The 15,702-nt window shown below is 65.3% G+C and carries 13 protein-coding genes and 2 pseudogenes; all 15 read left to right on the top strand.

Annotated features, from left to right (window positions below):
- Positions 1-15 precede the first annotated feature (15 nt).
- Complete coding sequence (locus ACG02S_RS25175; protein ID WP_394473254.1) at positions 16-348, top strand: VirB3 family type IV secretion system protein; 333 nt, start codon at positions 16-18, stop codon at positions 346-348.
- Positions 332-2,815 carry a VirB4 family type IV secretion/conjugal transfer ATPase gene (locus ACG02S_RS25170; protein ID WP_394473253.1) on the top strand — a complete coding sequence of 828 codons (2,484 nt, stop codon included), beginning with the start codon at positions 332-334 and terminating at the stop codon, positions 2,813-2,815. Before ACG02S_RS25175 ends, ACG02S_RS25170 begins: the two co-directional genes overlap by 17 nt.
- Positions 2,812-3,219, top strand: coding sequence for a hypothetical protein (locus ACG02S_RS25165; RefSeq protein ID WP_394473252.1), 408 nt, complete (start codon positions 2,812-2,814; stop codon positions 3,217-3,219). Before ACG02S_RS25170 ends, ACG02S_RS25165 begins: the two co-directional genes overlap by 4 nt.
- Positions 3,220-3,232: 13 nt before the next feature.
- Positions 3,233-4,300 (top strand): TrbL/VirB6 family protein, encoded by a 1,068-nt coding sequence (locus ACG02S_RS25160; protein WP_394473251.1) that lies wholly within the window; start codon positions 3,233-3,235, stop codon positions 4,298-4,300.
- Between the two features lie 21 nt (positions 4,301-4,321).
- The gene (locus ACG02S_RS25155; protein WP_394473250.1) at positions 4,322-5,017 is read left to right on the top strand and encodes a TrbJ/VirB5 family protein; all 696 of its coding nucleotides are present in this window, start codon (positions 4,322-4,324) and stop codon (positions 5,015-5,017) included.
- A gap of 39 nt (positions 5,018-5,056) precedes the next feature.
- Positions 5,057-5,830, top strand: a complete 774-nt coding sequence (locus ACG02S_RS25150) for a VirB8 family type IV secretion system protein (protein ID WP_394473249.1) — start codon at positions 5,057-5,059, stop codon at positions 5,828-5,830.
- Positions 5,827-6,723 (top strand): TrbG/VirB9 family P-type conjugative transfer protein, encoded by an 897-nt coding sequence (locus ACG02S_RS25145; protein WP_394473248.1) that lies wholly within the window; start codon positions 5,827-5,829, stop codon positions 6,721-6,723. Before ACG02S_RS25150 ends, ACG02S_RS25145 begins: the two co-directional genes overlap by 4 nt.
- Positions 6,720-8,126 carry a type IV secretion system protein VirB10 gene (gene virB10 / locus ACG02S_RS25140; RefSeq protein WP_394473247.1) on the top strand — a complete coding sequence of 469 codons (1,407 nt, stop codon included), beginning with the start codon at positions 6,720-6,722 and terminating at the stop codon, positions 8,124-8,126. Before ACG02S_RS25145 ends, virB10 begins: the two co-directional genes overlap by 4 nt.
- Positions 8,127-8,131: 5 nt before the next feature.
- A complete protein-coding gene (gene virB11 / locus ACG02S_RS25135; protein ID WP_394473246.1) occupies positions 8,132-9,208 on the top strand; it encodes a P-type DNA transfer ATPase VirB11 in 1,077 nt (358 codons plus the stop codon).
- Positions 9,205-11,202 carry a type IV secretory system conjugative DNA transfer family protein gene (locus tag ACG02S_RS25130; RefSeq protein ID WP_394473245.1) on the top strand — a complete coding sequence of 666 codons (1,998 nt, stop codon included), beginning with the start codon at positions 9,205-9,207 and terminating at the stop codon, positions 11,200-11,202. Before virB11 ends, ACG02S_RS25130 begins: the two co-directional genes overlap by 4 nt.
- A 186-nt stretch (positions 11,203-11,388) precedes the next feature.
- Positions 11,389-11,883: an OmpA family protein gene (locus tag ACG02S_RS25125; RefSeq protein ID WP_394473244.1), complete on the top strand. Its 495-nt coding sequence runs from the start codon at positions 11,389-11,391 to the stop codon at positions 11,881-11,883.
- A 177-nt stretch (positions 11,884-12,060) separates the two neighbouring features.
- On the top strand, positions 12,061-12,510 hold the full coding sequence (locus tag ACG02S_RS25120) for a hypothetical protein (protein ID WP_394473243.1): 450 nt from the start codon (positions 12,061-12,063) through the stop codon (positions 12,508-12,510).
- Entirely contained in the window at positions 12,507-13,499 is a 993-nt protein-coding gene (locus ACG02S_RS25115; RefSeq protein WP_394473242.1) for a relaxase/mobilization nuclease domain-containing protein, read from the top strand. The genes ACG02S_RS25120 and ACG02S_RS25115 overlap by 4 nt, the downstream gene beginning before the upstream one ends.
- 510 nt (positions 13,500-14,009) lie before the next feature.
- Positions 14,010-14,570: pseudogene (locus ACG02S_RS25110) on the top strand (transposase family protein); the annotation flags it as partial.
- A gap of 62 nt (positions 14,571-14,632) precedes the next feature.
- A pseudogene (locus tag ACG02S_RS25105) lies at positions 14,633-15,583 on the top strand (IS3 family transposase); the annotation flags it as partial.
- Positions 15,584-15,702: the final 119 nt, after the last annotated feature.

The raw sequence follows: 15,702 nt of genomic DNA, 5'->3' as shown, positions 1-15,702 counted from the left end.
CGCAGCGAGACCGCCATGCAAGCCGATGCCATCTACAAAGGTGCCACGCGTCCGGCCATGAAGCTGGGGATCCCGCTCGTGCCGCTGGTGGTGCTTTTCGGCGTCGGGATGCTGCTCGTCATGTGGGGCGGCGTCCTGTTGAGCTGGTGGGTCTCACTCGGCGTGCTGCTGGCCATCGCACCGGCGCTGGCCTGGATGCGGTTCGTCACCGCACAGGACGATCAGCGCTTTTGGCAGATGTTCCTGGCCCTGAAGCTGCGCCTGCATGACCGCAACCACCGGCTCTGGCAGGCCCGCAGCTACACCCCCACCCTGTACCGAGGAGCAAGTGATGCCTGGCACGTCTGATCGCGACGGGATCGCCTGTCAGCTCCGCCGCGACATCGTTCGGCCTCGCCACTGGACGCAGGCGCAGGCGGAGAACCCGATCGCCCGCTTCGTCCCGTTCTCCTCGCTGGTCAGCGAGCACGACGTCATCACCCGGGGCGGTGACTACTTCCGCGTCTGGCGGCTGAACGGCATCGCCTTCGAGTGCGCCGACGAGAGCCAGATCACTGATCGGCACGAAGCCCTGTGCAGCCTGCTGCGCAACCTGGCCGGCGGCCACTGGGCCGTCTGGACCCATCGCCTGCACCGCGTCGTCCGGGACACCTTGCAGCACCCGCAGGTGGCCGGCTTCGCGCAAGAACTGTCGCGGGCCTACCAGGCCAGGCTCGGGCAACACCGCCTGATGAGCAACGAGCTTTACCTGACGTTGGTGTATCGCCCGACGAATTCCCGCTTGGGGCGAGCGCTGCAGTCGACCCGCAAGACCCGCGAATCCATAGAGCAGGCCCAGGCTGAAGCCCTCAGGGCCATGGAGGAGCGCTCCGCCCTGGTCGGCCGCGTGCTGCGCCGCTTCGGCCCGGAGCTGCTGGGCGCCCGCGAGCAAGAAGGCCGCTGCTACTCCGAGGTCGCCGAGTTCCTGGGCTACCTGGTCAACGGCCAATGGCGAACCATTCCTTTCACCAGCGGACCGCTCTACCGGACGCTACCGTCTTCGCGCTTGTCCTTCGGCGGCGACAAGCTGGAGATCCGCCATGGGGAGCACCGGCAGTACGCCGCGCTCGTCGACATCAAGGAGTACGCCGACGAGGTGCAGCCTGGCGTCCTCGACGCGCTGCTGTACGAGGCCAGCGAGTTCATCGAGACCCAGAGCTTCTCCCCCCTGCCCCGCCGGGAGGCCATGCGTGCGTTGGAACTGCAGCGCGACCAGCTGCTTGCCAGCGACGACGTCGTCGCCAGCCAGATCGCCGACATGGACCTCGCACTCAACGAGCTGGGCGATGGACAGTTCTGCATGGGCGAGTACCACTACTCACTGGTCGTTTTCGGCGACAGCGTCTCTGACGCGGGACGGCGGGCGGCCCAAGCCATCGGCGCCGTGGGCGAGTCCAGCAGCCTGCAGATGTCGCCGGTCGACCTGGTGGCTGACGCCGCATGGTTCGCGCAGTGGCCCGGCAACTGGCAGTGGCGGCCCAGAGACGCCAAGCTGTCATCACGCGCATTCGCCGCGCTGGCCAGCGCCCACAACTTCCCGCAGGGCAAGCGCAACGGCAACCCGTGGGGCGAGGCCTTGACCTTGCTGAGGACGCCGGCAGGTCAGCCGTTCTATCTGAACCTGCACAGCAGCCCGATCGACGAAGACTCGGAGGACAAGAAGCTGCCCGGCAACACGCTCATCATCGGCTCCACCGGCGTCGGCAAGACCACGCTGGAGATGTTCTTGCTCACGCTGACCCGCAAGTGGCAGCCGGCGCCGCGGCTGGTGCTGTTCGACCTGGACCGCGGCTGCGAGATCGCCATCCGCGCACTGGGTGGCCGCTACCTGACGCTCGAAGCAGGACGCCCCACCGGCTGCAACCCGCTGCAGCGCGATCCAACGCCCAGCCGCATCCAGTTCTGGGAGCAACTGATCAAGGTCTGCATCTCCTCCAATGCCCTGCCCCTGATGCCCGCGGACGAGAGGGCCATCGCGGACGCGATCAAAGCGGTCGCCATGATGCCGGCGGCACTGCGCCGCTTCTCGACGGTGCGCCAGAACCTGCCCAAGGCCGGTGAGAACAGCCTCCACGAGCGCCTTGGCCGCTGGTGCGAGGGCGGTGCGCTGGGCTGGGTGTTCGACGAGGAAGACGACCGACTGCTCGACCTCAGAGCCGCGCCCGTGATCGGGTTCGACACCACCGAATTCCTCGACCTGCCCGAGGTCCGCACGCCGGTCATGATGTACCTGCTCCAGGTCATGGACGAACTCGTCAACGGCGAGCGGCTGATCTACGTGATTTCCGAGTTCTGGAAGGCGCTGGACCACGAGATCTTCAGCGACTTCGCCAAGAAGAAGCAGAAGACCATCCGCAAGCAGAACGGCCTGGGCATCTTCGACACGCAGAGCCCGTCAGACATCCTTCGCCATCCGATCGGTCGCACGATGGTCGAGCAGAGCGTGACGAAGATCTTTCTCGCCAACCCCGAGGCGATTCGCAACGAGTACGTGGAAGGCTTCGGCCTCAGCGAGGCCGAGTACGAGATCGTCAGGTCGCTGGGCTCCCACGGGGGACGCCGCTTCCTCGTCAAGCAGCCAAGCGGCAGCGCGATCTGCGAACTCGACCTGGCCGGCCTAGATGATTTCATCACCGTGCTGTCCGCCACCACCGACAACGTGGCGCTGCTGGACGCCATCAGGGCGCGGCACGGAAACGATCCATCCCAGTGGCTCCCCGTGCTGCTGCGAGAGGTTCAAGATCGCACAACCCTAACCCTTCGGAGAGTTGCATGAAGCCCATCGCACTTCTGATCAATGCAGTGATGCTTTCCCTCGCCGCTGGCTCGGCCAGTGCGCAGTTCGTGAAGGGCAACGAGGCTGTATCCGTGATGCCCGACGGAACGAAGAAGGTCGAGACGCCACCGCTGCCCACAGCCTCGCTTGGCACCCCGTGCCCAGCCGAAAGGCCTTCGTGCACGCCGAGTGGATGGCTAATGGTCGAGACAACGGAAGGCCTCCGCGAGTGCACGGAGTACTACGCGCGCCCAGGCACTTGCCGTGCATCGACGTTCGGAACGGAGAAGCGGCCGCGCCTGTGGATCGTGAAGCTCAAGGGCGTCTGGATGCAGTGCCAGCACCCCGACATCACGAGCAAGTGCGTCAGCACGAAGGCGCTACCCCACGCAGTTATGCAATAGATCGGAGCAAGCCATGTTCACCTGGATCGGATCCCAGTTCGACAGCGTTCTCGACACGTACGTCGTGGGCGTCGTCACATCGCTGATGGCTGGCATCACGCCAATCGCGCTGTCCGCGATGACGCTCTGGGTGGGACTCTACGGCTGGGCGGTTCTTCGCAACGAGGTCTCCGATACGGTGCCCAACTTCGTCTGGAAGATCTTCAAGATCGGCCTCGTCCTCGCGATCGCACTTCAATCCGGCTTCTACATTTCCTCCATTGCCGGTACGGCCAACGCGCTGGCCACGGGCGTCGCCACAGCATTCCTCCCACCCACGGCCAGTTCAACTACGCTCACTTCGCCATACGCGGTGCTCGACGACTTCAACGACAACGCGAGCAAGTTGGTTGTCGACCTCATGAAGGAGGCGGGGATCACCAGGCTCGACCTGCTGCTCGCCGCCGTTGTGACCGCGTTCGGAAACGTGTTCTTCTTGTGTGTCGCGCTATTCATCGTGACCCTATCGAAGGTCCTCCTGACCTTCGTAATCGCGGTGGGTCCTTTGTTTGTGCTGTCCCTCGCCTGGAAGCCGACAGCCAGGTTCTTCGACAGTTGGCTCTCGATGCTCCTGAACGCAGTTGTTCTGACCTGGTTCGCATTCTTCGCACTTGGTCTCAGTGCATCGATAGGCGGAGCCCTTGTAAGAGTCATTCAAGATCAAGGCGGTCTCGCAGGTCCCACCTTTAACGCAGTCACCGAGTCGTTGAAGTACTGCGTCGTCATGATCCTCATGGCCATCATCTGCTTCCAGGCCCCGAGCCTGGCTTCGGCCCTCACCGGCGGGGCCGCGATGCAGCAAGGCATCCAGATGGTTCAGAACGCCATGATGGTCGCCGGCCTGCGGTCTTCGAATCGGTCGGGGAGTGGTGCACGGGGTGCAACCGGCGGCGGCACCGCCTATACCGGTGCTGGACTCCCCTACCTCTCCGGGCACGCAACTGGCGCGGCTGCAGCCGCGGCTGGCCGCATCGCCCGCCGTGGCGCTGGCGCCGTCCGCACCGCCGCCTACAAGCTCGCCGCCATGCGCGGCAGGTCCTGAAGCACTCTGAAGGAGCTGGTCATGCACTCACGACTGAAGATCGCCGCAGCAGCACTCGTCTTCGGAGCCACAGGTGCGACGCGCGCCAGCGGCATTCCGGTCGTCGATGTGGCCAACCTGGTCCAGACGGTGCAGCAGGTGATGAACGACATCACCGAGATCACCAACCAGGTCCAGCAGATCAGACAGTTGACTGCTCAGCTGGACAGCATCAACGGGGTGCGCAACCTGGGCAAGGTGTTTCACAACCCGGCGCTAACCAACTATGTGCCAGCCGAGGTCTACACCTACTTCAACGACGTGAACTCGACGGGCTACACCGGCCTGAACCCGACCGCGAGGGCGCTGCGGGACGCCAGCATGGTCTACAACTGCGTCGACCGCGCCGGCTCCGCCCGCATCGCGTGCCAAGCCGCCCTCTCCCAGCCTTACCAGCACAAGGGGCTGCTGCAGGACGCCATGAAGGCGGCCTCAGGCCGGCTCTCACAGATCCAGGCGTTGATGGGCCAGATCAACGCGACCACCGACCAGAAGTCCGTGCAGGAGATCCAGGCACGTATCGGCGCAGAGAACGCACTGCTGGCCCACGAGACGTCCCAGATCCAGATGCTGCAAGGCCTGGCCGATAGCGAAGAGCGCATCGCAAGGGCTCGTGACCGAGAGCGGCAGTACCAGATGCTGACCCGCAGCGGCAAGGTCTCGGACTACCTGCACTGACGCGCAAGCGCCCTCCCCACCAGCAACCCGAGGTACCCCATGAGCGCAGTCCTGACACCAGGCGAGGCCGCCGCATTGCCTGAACGAACTTCCGAGGTCACGCCGGCCATCAGCGTCGAAGAGGTGATCGAGTCGAACCAGTCCTGGGAACTCGACCGGTCCTTGCTCATGGAGCGATCGGAACGCCGGGCCTGGCGCGTGGCCGTTGGCGGCGCCGCTCTGGGCCTGATCGGCATGGTCGCCGTCCTCGTGCAGGGGCCACTTCGCAGCGTCGTCGAAATCCCCATCGTCGTGGACCGGGTGACGGGTGAGACGACCGTCCAGCAGCGGTTGGCGGTCGAGACCATTCCCCCGCTGGAAGCGCTGGACAAGCACAACGCCGCAGCCTTCGTTCGGGCTCGGGAAGGCTACAACTGGATGTTCCTGCAGCGCGACTTCGACCAGGTTGCGCGCATGGCGGTCCCTGCCGTCTTCGCTGAGTACAACCGCCAGTTCGAGGGCGAGATGGCTCTGCAGAAGAAGCTGGCTGCGACGCAGGACTGGCGCATCAACGTGGTCGGGGTGCGGCTCGCAGCCACAGGCCGCAGCGGCAACCAGGGCGAGGCCACTGTCACCTACGACAAGGTCGTTCACCTCGCGGACCGCAACCTGCCCGACGTCACCACACGGCACGTGGCGAGCATCGTCTTCAAGTACCAGCCGAAGGTGCTGGCGAAGGAGCGCGACCGCCTGGAGAACCCGTTCGGTTTCGTCGTGACCGCCTACCGCTCCGACCCGGAGATCAGCGCGGCCGCACCTGGAGCCAAGCCATGAACGCTGCTTCTCTGCTGCTCCTCATCGCCCTGCCCGCAGCGGCCGCCAGTCGTGATGCGCCGGAAACCCGGCTTCGCGAAGTGATCTACGACGCGAAGACTGTGGTCACCATCCCCGTCAAGCGCGGTGTCGTTGCGCTGATCTCTCTGGATGCTGACGAGGCCATCACAGAGGTCGCCGCGGGTCTCGGCGGCGACTGCGCCAAGCCCGACGCACCCTGGTGCGTCATGGCCCAGCCCGGCGGCCGCCATCTGTTCGTCAAGGCCAAGAGCACCGCCAGCGCGGCCAACAATCTGGCGGTCGTGACCGACCGCCGCACCCACGCCTTCAGGCTCGTAGTGCTTGCCGACGACGACCCCAAGCCCCCGGTTTACCGCCTCGAAGTGAAGGCACCGGTTCGGCCAGCGCTGCGGGCTCAGGCCACGACGCCATCCGCTCTTGCGCAGCTGCCACCGCTGCCCATATTGCCACTCGTTCCACCGCAAGAGCTGGTGGCGCAACGCCTGCAGGCCAAGCCGCAGGTGGTCAACACGCTGTACTCGATGGCTGAGGGCCGCGACTCAGAGGAAATTGTTCCGACCCTGGTGTTCGACGACGGGCGGTTCACCTACCTGCGATTCCCGGGCAATCGAGAAGTGCCCGCCGTCTTCCACGTGCGCAGCGACGGCAGCGAAACGCTGGTGAATGCGCGCATGGAAGATGACCTGCTCGTCGTGGACCGCGTCAGCCGCAGGCTCATGCTGCGCGCCGGGACCTCGGTGGTCGGGCTCTGGAACGAAGCGTTCGAAATGGAAGGCGTGCCTCCTGGCGACGGAACGACGGTGCCGGGTGTTGAGCGCGTCGTCAAAGCCCTGCCCGCCAACGGCAGCACACAACGAGGAGCGACGCCATGACGGTTCCTGCCCAGCCCTCGCAAAGGCCCGACACCGGTGCGGCGCTCGACGGCAACACGCTGTCGCCATTGCCCGGCGAGCCGGGCATTCCCCACATCGCCGCCGCTCAGGGAACTGCGGTTTCCAGGAAGGGCCTCGTCGCCCTGGTCTTGCTGCTGGGCGCGCTGGTGGGTCTCAGCGCGTTCGGCATCCAGCGGTTCGCAGCCACCAGCAAAAAGGCTGAACCAGAGGTGACGCGCGCAGGTGACAAGCCCAGCGCGGCCACCGTAGAGCCTCGGCGGCTGGAAGCCGTACAGCAGGCGCCAGCGATGGCGGCAAGCGCCGCCCCGCGAATTCCAGCGCTGCAGTCGGAGGAGGATGAAGTCGCACGAGCGATCGGCGTTCGCCCGACGGGCACCGGCGCACCCGCCAACGCGGGCAGAAGACCGATGGCACCGGAGGATGCGCCGATCCTTCTGGTCTCGTCTCGGCCGACAAGCCAGCAGCATTCAAGGCAGCAGGGCCACCAGGCCGGCCATGGCGGCGTTGCAGGGGTCGAGCCTGTGGGAGATGCCGAGCCTGCCGACGCCCTGGCAGCGACGTCGCGCAATCTCCAAACCTACCAACGGCAGCTGCAGGGCCTGCTCAACGACCTGACCAAGACAGCAGACCTTGCGGAGGGGCCAAGCGATACCCGGCACCCGAGCGGTCCGCTGCTGGGCATCCCGCCCGCTGCCGGCCCCGCAGGGCAAATCAGCCAGCCGCAGACGAACGGCTTGTTCGGTGGCCAGCTCCAGGGTTCGGCGACACCCACCGCAGCGGCCAGGTCCCTGGGCCATCGCAGCCTGACGCTTCCCAAAGGGACGGCGTTCACCTGTGCGCTCAAGACGAAGCTGATCAGCGGCGCATCCGGACTGGTTGGCTGCCAGGTCCAGCGCCATGTCTACAGCGACGACGGGCGCGTCCTGCTCATCGAGCGCGGCTCACACCTGGACGGCGAGTACCGCGCCGCGTCCGTGCGGCCTGGGACGGTCCGCATCCCCGTGCTGTGGACCCGCATCCGAACGCCACTCGGCGTGACCGTGGACATCGACTCACCCGCCACCGGGCCGCTGGGCGAGTCCGGCGTCGGTGGCCATGTCGACAACCGCTGGCCCGAGCGTATCGGCGCGGCAATGCTGCTCTCGCTGATCGACGACTCGGTCAAGCTGATCGTCCAGAACCAGGCCAATGACAGTCAGGGCGACACCATCGTCATGCCTTCGACAACGGCCAACACCAGCAAGCTGGCCGAGAAGGTGCTGGACAGCACGATCAACATCCCGCCGCTGCTCTACCAGAACCAGGGTGGCATCGTCGGCATCTACGTCGCGCGCGACGTGGACTTCTCGCACGTGTACGAGCTTCGGCCCACCGTGCGGTGAATGTCATGAACACGTGCAACGCCGATCATGACTCGCTGGCCGAGGGCTGGTGCGGCGACGCCACGTCGGTCGTTGAGTTCCTGCGGCCGCTGCGTATGCAGCTGGACGCACCCGACGTGCTCGAGGTCTGCGTCAACCGACCCGGCGAGCTGATGGTGGAGGACGCCTGGGGATGGCGCAGGGTGGCGTCTCCCGACATGGGAATCGAGCGCTGCCTGTCCCTGGCCACGGCCGTCGCCACGTACAGCGACCAGCAGATCAACCAGGAACGCCCCCTGCTGTCCGCGACGCTGCCCACCGGCGAGCGCGTCCAGTTCATCATCCCCCCGGCAGTGCCTCGCGGCACCGTGTCGATCACGGTTCGCAAGCCTTCCAGCGTCGTCAGGGGTCTGGCCGACTTTGAGCGCGAGGGTCTGTTCGAGCGCACGGTGCCGCCATCCGCCAACGGGATCCAGCCGCACGAGGCCCAATTGGTCGAGCTCAAGGATGCCGCTCGGTACGCGGACTTCCTGCGTCTGGCCGTCTGCAGCTGCCAGACCATCGTCGTCAGCGGAAAGACCGGCTCCGGCAAGACGACCTTCATGAAAGGCTTGATCGAAGAGGTGCCGCGTCATGAGCGCCTGGTCACGATTCAGGACGCGGCCGAGCTGACCCTGCCCAACCATCCCAACGCGGTCCACCTGTTCTACAGCAAGGACGCGCAAGGCGCGGCTCGGATCACGGCGAAATCGCTGCTCGAGGCATGCCTTCGCATGCGGCCAGACCGCATCTTCCTCGCCGAGGTTCGCGGCGATGAGTGCTTCCATTTCGTCCGGCTGGCCGCATCCGGGCATCCCGGCAGCATCACCAGCGTGCACGCCGGCAGTTGCGCCCTCGCCTTCGAGCAGATGGCGTTGATGATCCGGGAGACCGGCGCGGGTAGCGGCCTGCGCATGGATGAGATACGCCGGCTGCTCAACATCGTTGTCGACGTGGTGGTGCAGTTCGACCGGGACGAGCGCGGACGCTTCATCTCGGAGATCCAGTATGAGCCGCGTGGACAGCGTCTGCGTTTGGACGCCGCCTCGAGGGTATCCACATGAGCCAGCGCGGCGTCCTACCGCAGCCGGCCTGGTCCACAGGTCGCAAGGTCGCTGCAGCTGTCTTCGGCTTGGCCGCGTACACGGCCCTGACCATGGCCGCGATGTACATCGCCGGCGTGCTGTTCCTGGTGATGATCAAGGTCAACCCGGCACAGGCCCGGGTCCTCAGCGTCGTGCAGTACTGGCAGCTTTGCTGGAATCATCCCAAGTTGCGCAAGCCGCTGGCGCTAGCGACCGGCACGTCAGGCGTTGGCCTGCTGATCCTGCTGCCGGCCGCCCTCGTCGCGGCCGCCAGGCCGCGTCGCTTCCTCCATGGCGACGCGCGCTTCGCCACCCCGGCCGAGGTTGAAGCCGCCGGCCTGACGCGCCGCGACGGCGGTCCGGCCATCCTGGTCGGACGCCACCGTGGTCAGTACCTTTCACTGCCAGGCCAGCTTTCCGTGATGCTGGCGGCGCCCACGCGAAGCGGCAAGGGCGTGGGGGTCGTCATCCCGAACCTGCTCAACTGGCCCGACTCGGTGGTCGTGCTGGACATCAAGGGCGAGAACTACGACATCACCGCCGGCTACCGCAGCGAGCGCGGGCAGTTGGTCTACGCCTTCTCCCCCTTTGACCGTCAACGCCAAAGCCACCGCTGGAACCCGCTGACCGCGGTTCGAGACGGCTCGCAGCGCGTGACCGACCTGCTTCACATCAGCCAGTCGTTCTTCCCCGACGCTCGTGGATCCCCGTCCGACATCTTTTTCAATGCGCAGGCCCGCAGCATGTTCCTCGGGCTGGGTCTGCTGGTGCTGGAGTCGCACGACCTGCCCCACACCGTGGGCGAGATGCTCCGACAGTCGTCGGGCAACGGCCGCCCGATTCGAGACCACATCAAGCAGCTGATCACGGCACGTCACCGGCAGGGTCGCCCCTTCAGCCGCGCCTGCCAGGACGCGCTGAATCGACTGCTGGCCAACGGCGATGGCACCCTGTCCAGCATCGTCGCTACGTTCTGCGCGCCACTGACCATCTTCGCGGACGACATGGTGGACGCGGCGACCAGCGGCGACGACTTTCATCTGGAAGACGTGCGCCGCCAGCGCATGTCCATCTACGTACGCATACCGCCCAACCGCCTGGAGGAAGCCCGGCCACTGCTGAATCTCTTCTTCTCCCAGCTCGTCAGCATGAACACTGAGGTGCTGCCCAGAGACGATCCGTCGCTGCGGTTCCAGTGCCTGCTCGTCAATGACGAGTTCACCGCCATGGGCCATGTGGGCGTGATCACCCACGCCGCGGCTTTCCTCGGTGGCTACAACCTGAGGCTGCTGACGATCGTCCAGGCGATGTCACAGCTCGATGCGGTCTACGGCGACAAGGAAGCCCGCACCTTCACGACGAACCACGCGCTGCAGATCCTGTACGCGCCCCGGGAGCAGCGTGACGCGCAGGAGTACAGCGCCATGCTCGGCCAGTTCACGGAGCGCGCGACCTCACGCGGGCGCAGCCGCACGGTTGGCGCGCGAGGCTCCAGCAGCATCAGCACCAGCGACAGCGACCAGCCTCGCGCCGTCCTGCTGCCGCAGGAGATCAAGGAACTGGGCCAAGAGCGGCTCGTGATCATCCTGGAGAACTGCAAGCCCATTCTGGCCGACAAGATCCGCTACCACCGCGATGAGGCGCTCCTGTCTCGCCTGCGCCTCGCACCCGCCGTGCCGGTCATCGAGCTCAAGGGCCTGCAACAGCTGCCGCCGAACCAAGAGGACGCCGCAGAGGACCTGTCGGACATGCCGAGTCCATCAGTCGACGAGCGACCGGATCACCGCGACGCGCGCACGACATCCCTGGAGGGAGCGTTGGATGCAAGAAAGGCCGAGCTGGGTGCAGTGATGTCCGACATGTTCCCTGAGCTTGCTGCCCCGGCGCCGGCACCGTCGCAGCGCAGCGGCCGCACCACGAAAGGCCGGCCCATGAACGTGCAGCCCCTCCAAGAGCCCAAGCCTGCTCGCTAGCGATTCATCCGTCCGTCCTTCTAGGAGCGCCCCATGCAGCCGTCTCGACCTCTGCTCTGCCTTCTGACCTCCCTGACGCTCATCGCTTCATGCGCGGCGCCGCCACGCCCACCCAGCGTTGACCCCTCGTCCAGGAGGCCGGCAAACACGGCGCTGGGCATCGAAATGCAAAAGTGCAGCAGCGCCTTGAAGAACGCGCAGCTGTTGATCTCCGAGAACGAACGGCTGGCTCAGCGAACGACAGCTGTGTTGGCCAGCGTGACCGCGCAACGGCAGTGGCTCGCCACGAGGACGGCGGCTGAGCCCCAGCCGGCGGGCAACAGCGTGTACATCGTGAGCTTCGACTTCGCCAGCACCACGTTCTGGCTGCCAACATCGGAGGCACAGCGGCTGGTCAACGAGGCCAGATCCGCGCCGTTCGTGGCTGTGCGAGGCCGAACGGACGGCACGGTCGACACCGCGGCGGAGCGTCGGATCGCGAGCCAGCGCGCCAGTGCGGTGCGGGAATTCCTCGTGGCCGCGGGCATCGATCCTGCGCGGATTCGCACCTCCTACCAGCCGACCGGAGACCACCTTGCCGACAACAGCGATGCGGTGGGGCGAGCGCTCAACCGCCGCGTTGAGATCGAGATCTATCGGACTGCGCCCGTCACCACGGCCCTGCCGCGACCGGGCAGGTGAACACGCCGCCACATTCAGCCGTATCTCGGAGGTCCCATGCCCCATGCAACGAAGCTGAGTCCCACGCTGGACACACTTGCGGCATCTCGCTTGAAGAGAACGCAGAAGCAGAACACGTTCTGCTTGGGCGAACTCGAAGGCCGCCTGCGGGCACTGGCTGCCGCGAGAGGCACCAGCATGTCGCACATCGTCAGGTCAGCGTTGATGTCGCATCTGCGTGACTTACCGATCGAAGCAGAGGAACCTCCGATGCCTGATGCGGGCCCGCAGAGCGCTGCTCGAAAGACGATGAAAGTGAGCCTCACTCCGGCCCAAGCATTGACACTGACGGCTCGCGCGCGGGCAGCCGTACTGGCCAAAGGCCAATACCTGGCGTCCTTGATGGATGGTGTCCCGCCGCCCGCCGATTCGGCGGGCCTGATCCGCGCCCTCATGTCGGTGGCGGACCGGTTGGCAGCGTTCTCGGTTGATCTCAACCGCTTCGCGCGACATCTGGAGGTCGCTGGCTCAACTGAGCTGCAGGGCCTCCCACTGGCTTTGGACGCCATGCGCCAGGAGACCAGGGGCCACATGGTCCTGGTCTCCGAGACATTGCAGCAACTCACCCACACGAGGACCAAGCGATGATCTCGTACGCGGACGTAAATGCAGCCCTGGTCCAGTGGGGCGATCGACTCTTCTATCCGGGCAATCGGAGGGTCAGGACGGACAGAACGCCTCGGCTTGACGGCAGCCTGGGCCGCCAGGCTCAGGCAATCCGCAGTCGTATTGAGGCCACCGTCGTCCGTCGCGCGCCGCAGGCCTTCTTCAAGATCACCGGTGGCGGCAAAGGCATGGCAGCCATCGCCAAGCACTTCGCCTATATCAGCAGGGGCGGCCAACTCGCCCTTGAAGACGATCGGGGTCTGACTCACTCCTCCAAGGAGGAGATCCGTGAGCTGCTGCAACAGTGGCGCTACGGCGGGGCATTCATACCCGACGTTTCGGCTCGACGAGAGGCGATGAACTTTGTCTTGGCCACAGCACCAGGTTCGGATCCACACCCGCTCAGACTGGCTGTTCGCGACTTTGCCCGAGCCACGCTGAGTGAACACCGCTACGTGATGGTGCTTCATGAGGACAGAGCACACCCCCACGTCCACCTGACTGTTCGAGCGCACTCGATGTCAGGCCGCCGTTTGCAAACCTGGTCTCCGCAGGAGAGATGGCGGTCAGAGTTCGCCGAGCGGCTGCGAGCGCTGGGCGTGGACGTCGAAGCGACTGGGCAGTCCACGAGGGGCGAGAGCCGCATGTCGATACCCATCTGGCAGGTCAAGGCCGAGCAGCGGGGGACCCTGCGGAACAAGGGCAGCAAGACAAAGTCAGGCGAGGCCTACCTCCGAAATTGCGCAGAGGCAATGACTTGCTGGTCCGGCCTGATGACGGCACTCCAGCAATCGCCGAGCCCCGAGGATCGCAAGCTCGCCGAGGGCATTCACCGGTTTGTCCGTGAGACGCCGTTCTTCCAGGAAGTCGTGGCGCACCGTGAACGGCAGGTGGCGCAGGCTTTCAGGGAGCAAGCATCGCGACAGACTGGCACGATGGTCGTTCGCGACGGCCAAGAGTGGACGCGATGAGGGCAGCACGAAGCCTGAAGTCCGCATGCCAGCGACGAGGAGCAAGAGGCAGCAACTCAACGACGCCAAGGGCAGCACCACCGAAGGCAGCGCTGAGCAAGATGCCCGGGCAAGGACAAGCAACGCCAGCCCAAGCGCAAGCCGCTGCCGCTGCCGCTGCCGCTTGACTGCGTCACCCGATGCCCTCGCTCCGTGATCTGATTGACCGCCTCGATCTTGAATTCTTCTGGGTAGGGTTGCTTGCTTTGCATGGCACCTCCGATTGGGCCTCAGTTTGAGGCTAGAAGGTGTCTACTGATCCCGGAGCGATTCAGACCAAAGGCCGCCAGGGTGCTTTTGCTGGAGCTCTGTACCTGCCTCTGTTGAGATCAGGGCCCCTGGGCGCGCAGATAGGTGTTGGGTCCCATGTGATCATGTTCCCGTTCGCAGCAGCGCTTTGTTCAAAGCCAGTGACGTGCTGCGAGAGTTGATCCGAACCCTCAAGGCCGAGCAGGCGGTCGGCAAAGTCGCATGAGCCGAGTCCACGCCCGAGCCCGCACCACCCCTCTGACCCGCACAGAGATTCGAGAGTCCGAATCCAGCCTGGCAGACCTGGCCGAGCGCTACAACATCAGCCGCCAAACGGCCAGGAAGTGGAGGAACCGGGAGGACGTGCAGGACCGCTCGCACCGCCCGCACAAGCTCAGCACCACGCTGACTGAGGGGCAAGAAGCCATCGTGGCCGAGGTGCGCCGCCTGACGCTGATTCCGCTGGACGACCTCTTGGTGGTAGTGCGTGAGTTCATCAACCCGGCCGTCTCTCGCTCGGGGCTGGATCGGTGCCTGCGACGCCACGGGGTGGGCAGCCTGCGCGAGCTGCAAGCCGCAGCCCGTGAGGCCGCTGGCGAGGCGGCGCCGCCCACCAAGACCTTCAAGGACTACGAGCCGGGCTTCGTTCACATCGACATCAAGTACCTGCCGCAGATGCCTGACGAGGTGGCCCGGCGCTACCTGTTCGTGGCCATCGACCGGGCCACGCGCTGGGTGTTCCTGCGCGTCTATGCCGACCAGAGCGCGGCCAGCAGCGTGGACTGACCTTGTCCCCGAGAAACGTAGTTCTTTGCTGATGGTGAAATCACAGCAAGGAACGAGAGATGACGAAGCAGGTTCGAGGCAAGTACACCCAGGAATTCAAGCTCGAGGCCGTGAGGCTGGTCAAGGGCGGACAGTCGGTGGCGGTGACGGCGAAGGTTCTGGGCATGCCCAAGGCGAGTCTGAGCAATTGGGTGCGTTTGAGCGAGGCCGGAACGCTCACCGGGGCTGGCGACAAGCCAGTGACGCCCGACCAGATGGAGTTGGCCCGGCTGCGTGCCGAGCTCGCCCGCATGACGATGGAGCGTGACATCGCAAAAAAAGCGGCGGCGTACTTTGCGCAGGACATTCTGCAAAGTACGCCTGGATTCAAGAAGTGAGTTCGCACTGGCCGGTCAGCGTGAGCTGCGAAGTGCTAGACGTGAGTGTGAGCGGATATTTTGAGCACCGACGCCGCAAGGCGGCTGCGCTTCCCAGCAAGGCAAGTACCGGTCGCCGGCTGAGTGATGAAGCTGTGCTGACCCACATTCGGGCAGTGCATGCTGAGTCGGCCAGGAATACGGCTGGCCGCGCATGGCCAAGGAGCTGGTCGCTCGTGGTCACCGGGTCGGCAAGGAGCGTGTGCGTCAGCTGATGCAGCGTCACGGCATCCGTGCCAGAGGCAAACGCAGGTTTGTTGTGACCACAGACAGCGAGCACAGCCTGCCGCTGGCGCCGAATCTGCTGCAGCGGGACTTCTCCGCCGAGGCACCGAATCTGAAGTGGACCAGCGACATAACGTACATCGAGACGGCAGAAGGATGGCTGTACCTGGCAGCGATCCTCGATCTACATAGCCGCCAGGTGGTGGGCTGGAGCATGCAGCCGCACATGCAGACCAGCCTGATCACAGACGCGCTGTGCATGGCCTGGTTCAGGCGGCAACCGGCGCCGGACTGATCCTTCACAGCGACCGTGGCAGCCAATATTGCAGTCGAGAATTTCGTGCTCAGCTGAGTGACTACGTGTCAAGACCCGCCTGTTTGTATACAGCGCGCTTGAACAAATGGGGCTTGGCGACCTGCCAAGCTTGAAGGGCTTGCACGGGTGAGCGGTGGTCGAGCGAGCGTTGCGGGATGTGGTGGTTGTAGGT

The sequence above is a fragment of the Pelomonas dachongensis genome, assembly GCF_043555865.1.
Classification (GTDB): domain Bacteria; phylum Pseudomonadota; class Gammaproteobacteria; order Burkholderiales; family Burkholderiaceae_C; genus Pelomonas; species Pelomonas dachongensis.
The sequence above is the reverse complement of the archived record's forward strand: the minus strand, read 5'-3'. Positions and strand labels throughout refer to the sequence as shown.

Coding starts and splice junctions, on each gene's coding strand:
- ACG02S_RS25130 (WP_394473245.1), top strand. CDS start 9,205: ATGAGCCAGCGCGGCGTCCTACCGCAGCCGGCCTGGTCCACAGGTCGC.
- ACG02S_RS25170 (WP_394473253.1), top strand. CDS start 332: ATGCCTGGCACGTCTGATCGCGACGGGATCGCCTGTCAGCTCCGCCGC.
- virB11 (WP_394473246.1), top strand. CDS start 8,132: ATGAACACGTGCAACGCCGATCATGACTCGCTGGCCGAGGGCTGGTGC.
- ACG02S_RS25160 (WP_394473251.1), top strand. CDS start 3,233: ATGTTCACCTGGATCGGATCCCAGTTCGACAGCGTTCTCGACACGTAC.
- ACG02S_RS25155 (WP_394473250.1), top strand. CDS start 4,322: ATGCACTCACGACTGAAGATCGCCGCAGCAGCACTCGTCTTCGGAGCC.
- ACG02S_RS25120 (WP_394473243.1), top strand. CDS start 12,061: ATGTCGCACATCGTCAGGTCAGCGTTGATGTCGCATCTGCGTGACTTA.
- ACG02S_RS25150 (WP_394473249.1), top strand. CDS start 5,057: ATGAGCGCAGTCCTGACACCAGGCGAGGCCGCCGCATTGCCTGAACGA.
- ACG02S_RS25145 (WP_394473248.1), top strand. CDS start 5,827: ATGAACGCTGCTTCTCTGCTGCTCCTCATCGCCCTGCCCGCAGCGGCC.
- virB10 (WP_394473247.1), top strand. CDS start 6,720: ATGACGGTTCCTGCCCAGCCCTCGCAAAGGCCCGACACCGGTGCGGCG.
- ACG02S_RS25115 (WP_394473242.1), top strand. CDS start 12,507: ATGATCTCGTACGCGGACGTAAATGCAGCCCTGGTCCAGTGGGGCGAT.
- ACG02S_RS25165 (WP_394473252.1), top strand. CDS start 2,812: ATGAAGCCCATCGCACTTCTGATCAATGCAGTGATGCTTTCCCTCGCC.
- ACG02S_RS25175 (WP_394473254.1), top strand. CDS start 16: ATGCAAGCCGATGCCATCTACAAAGGTGCCACGCGTCCGGCCATGAAG.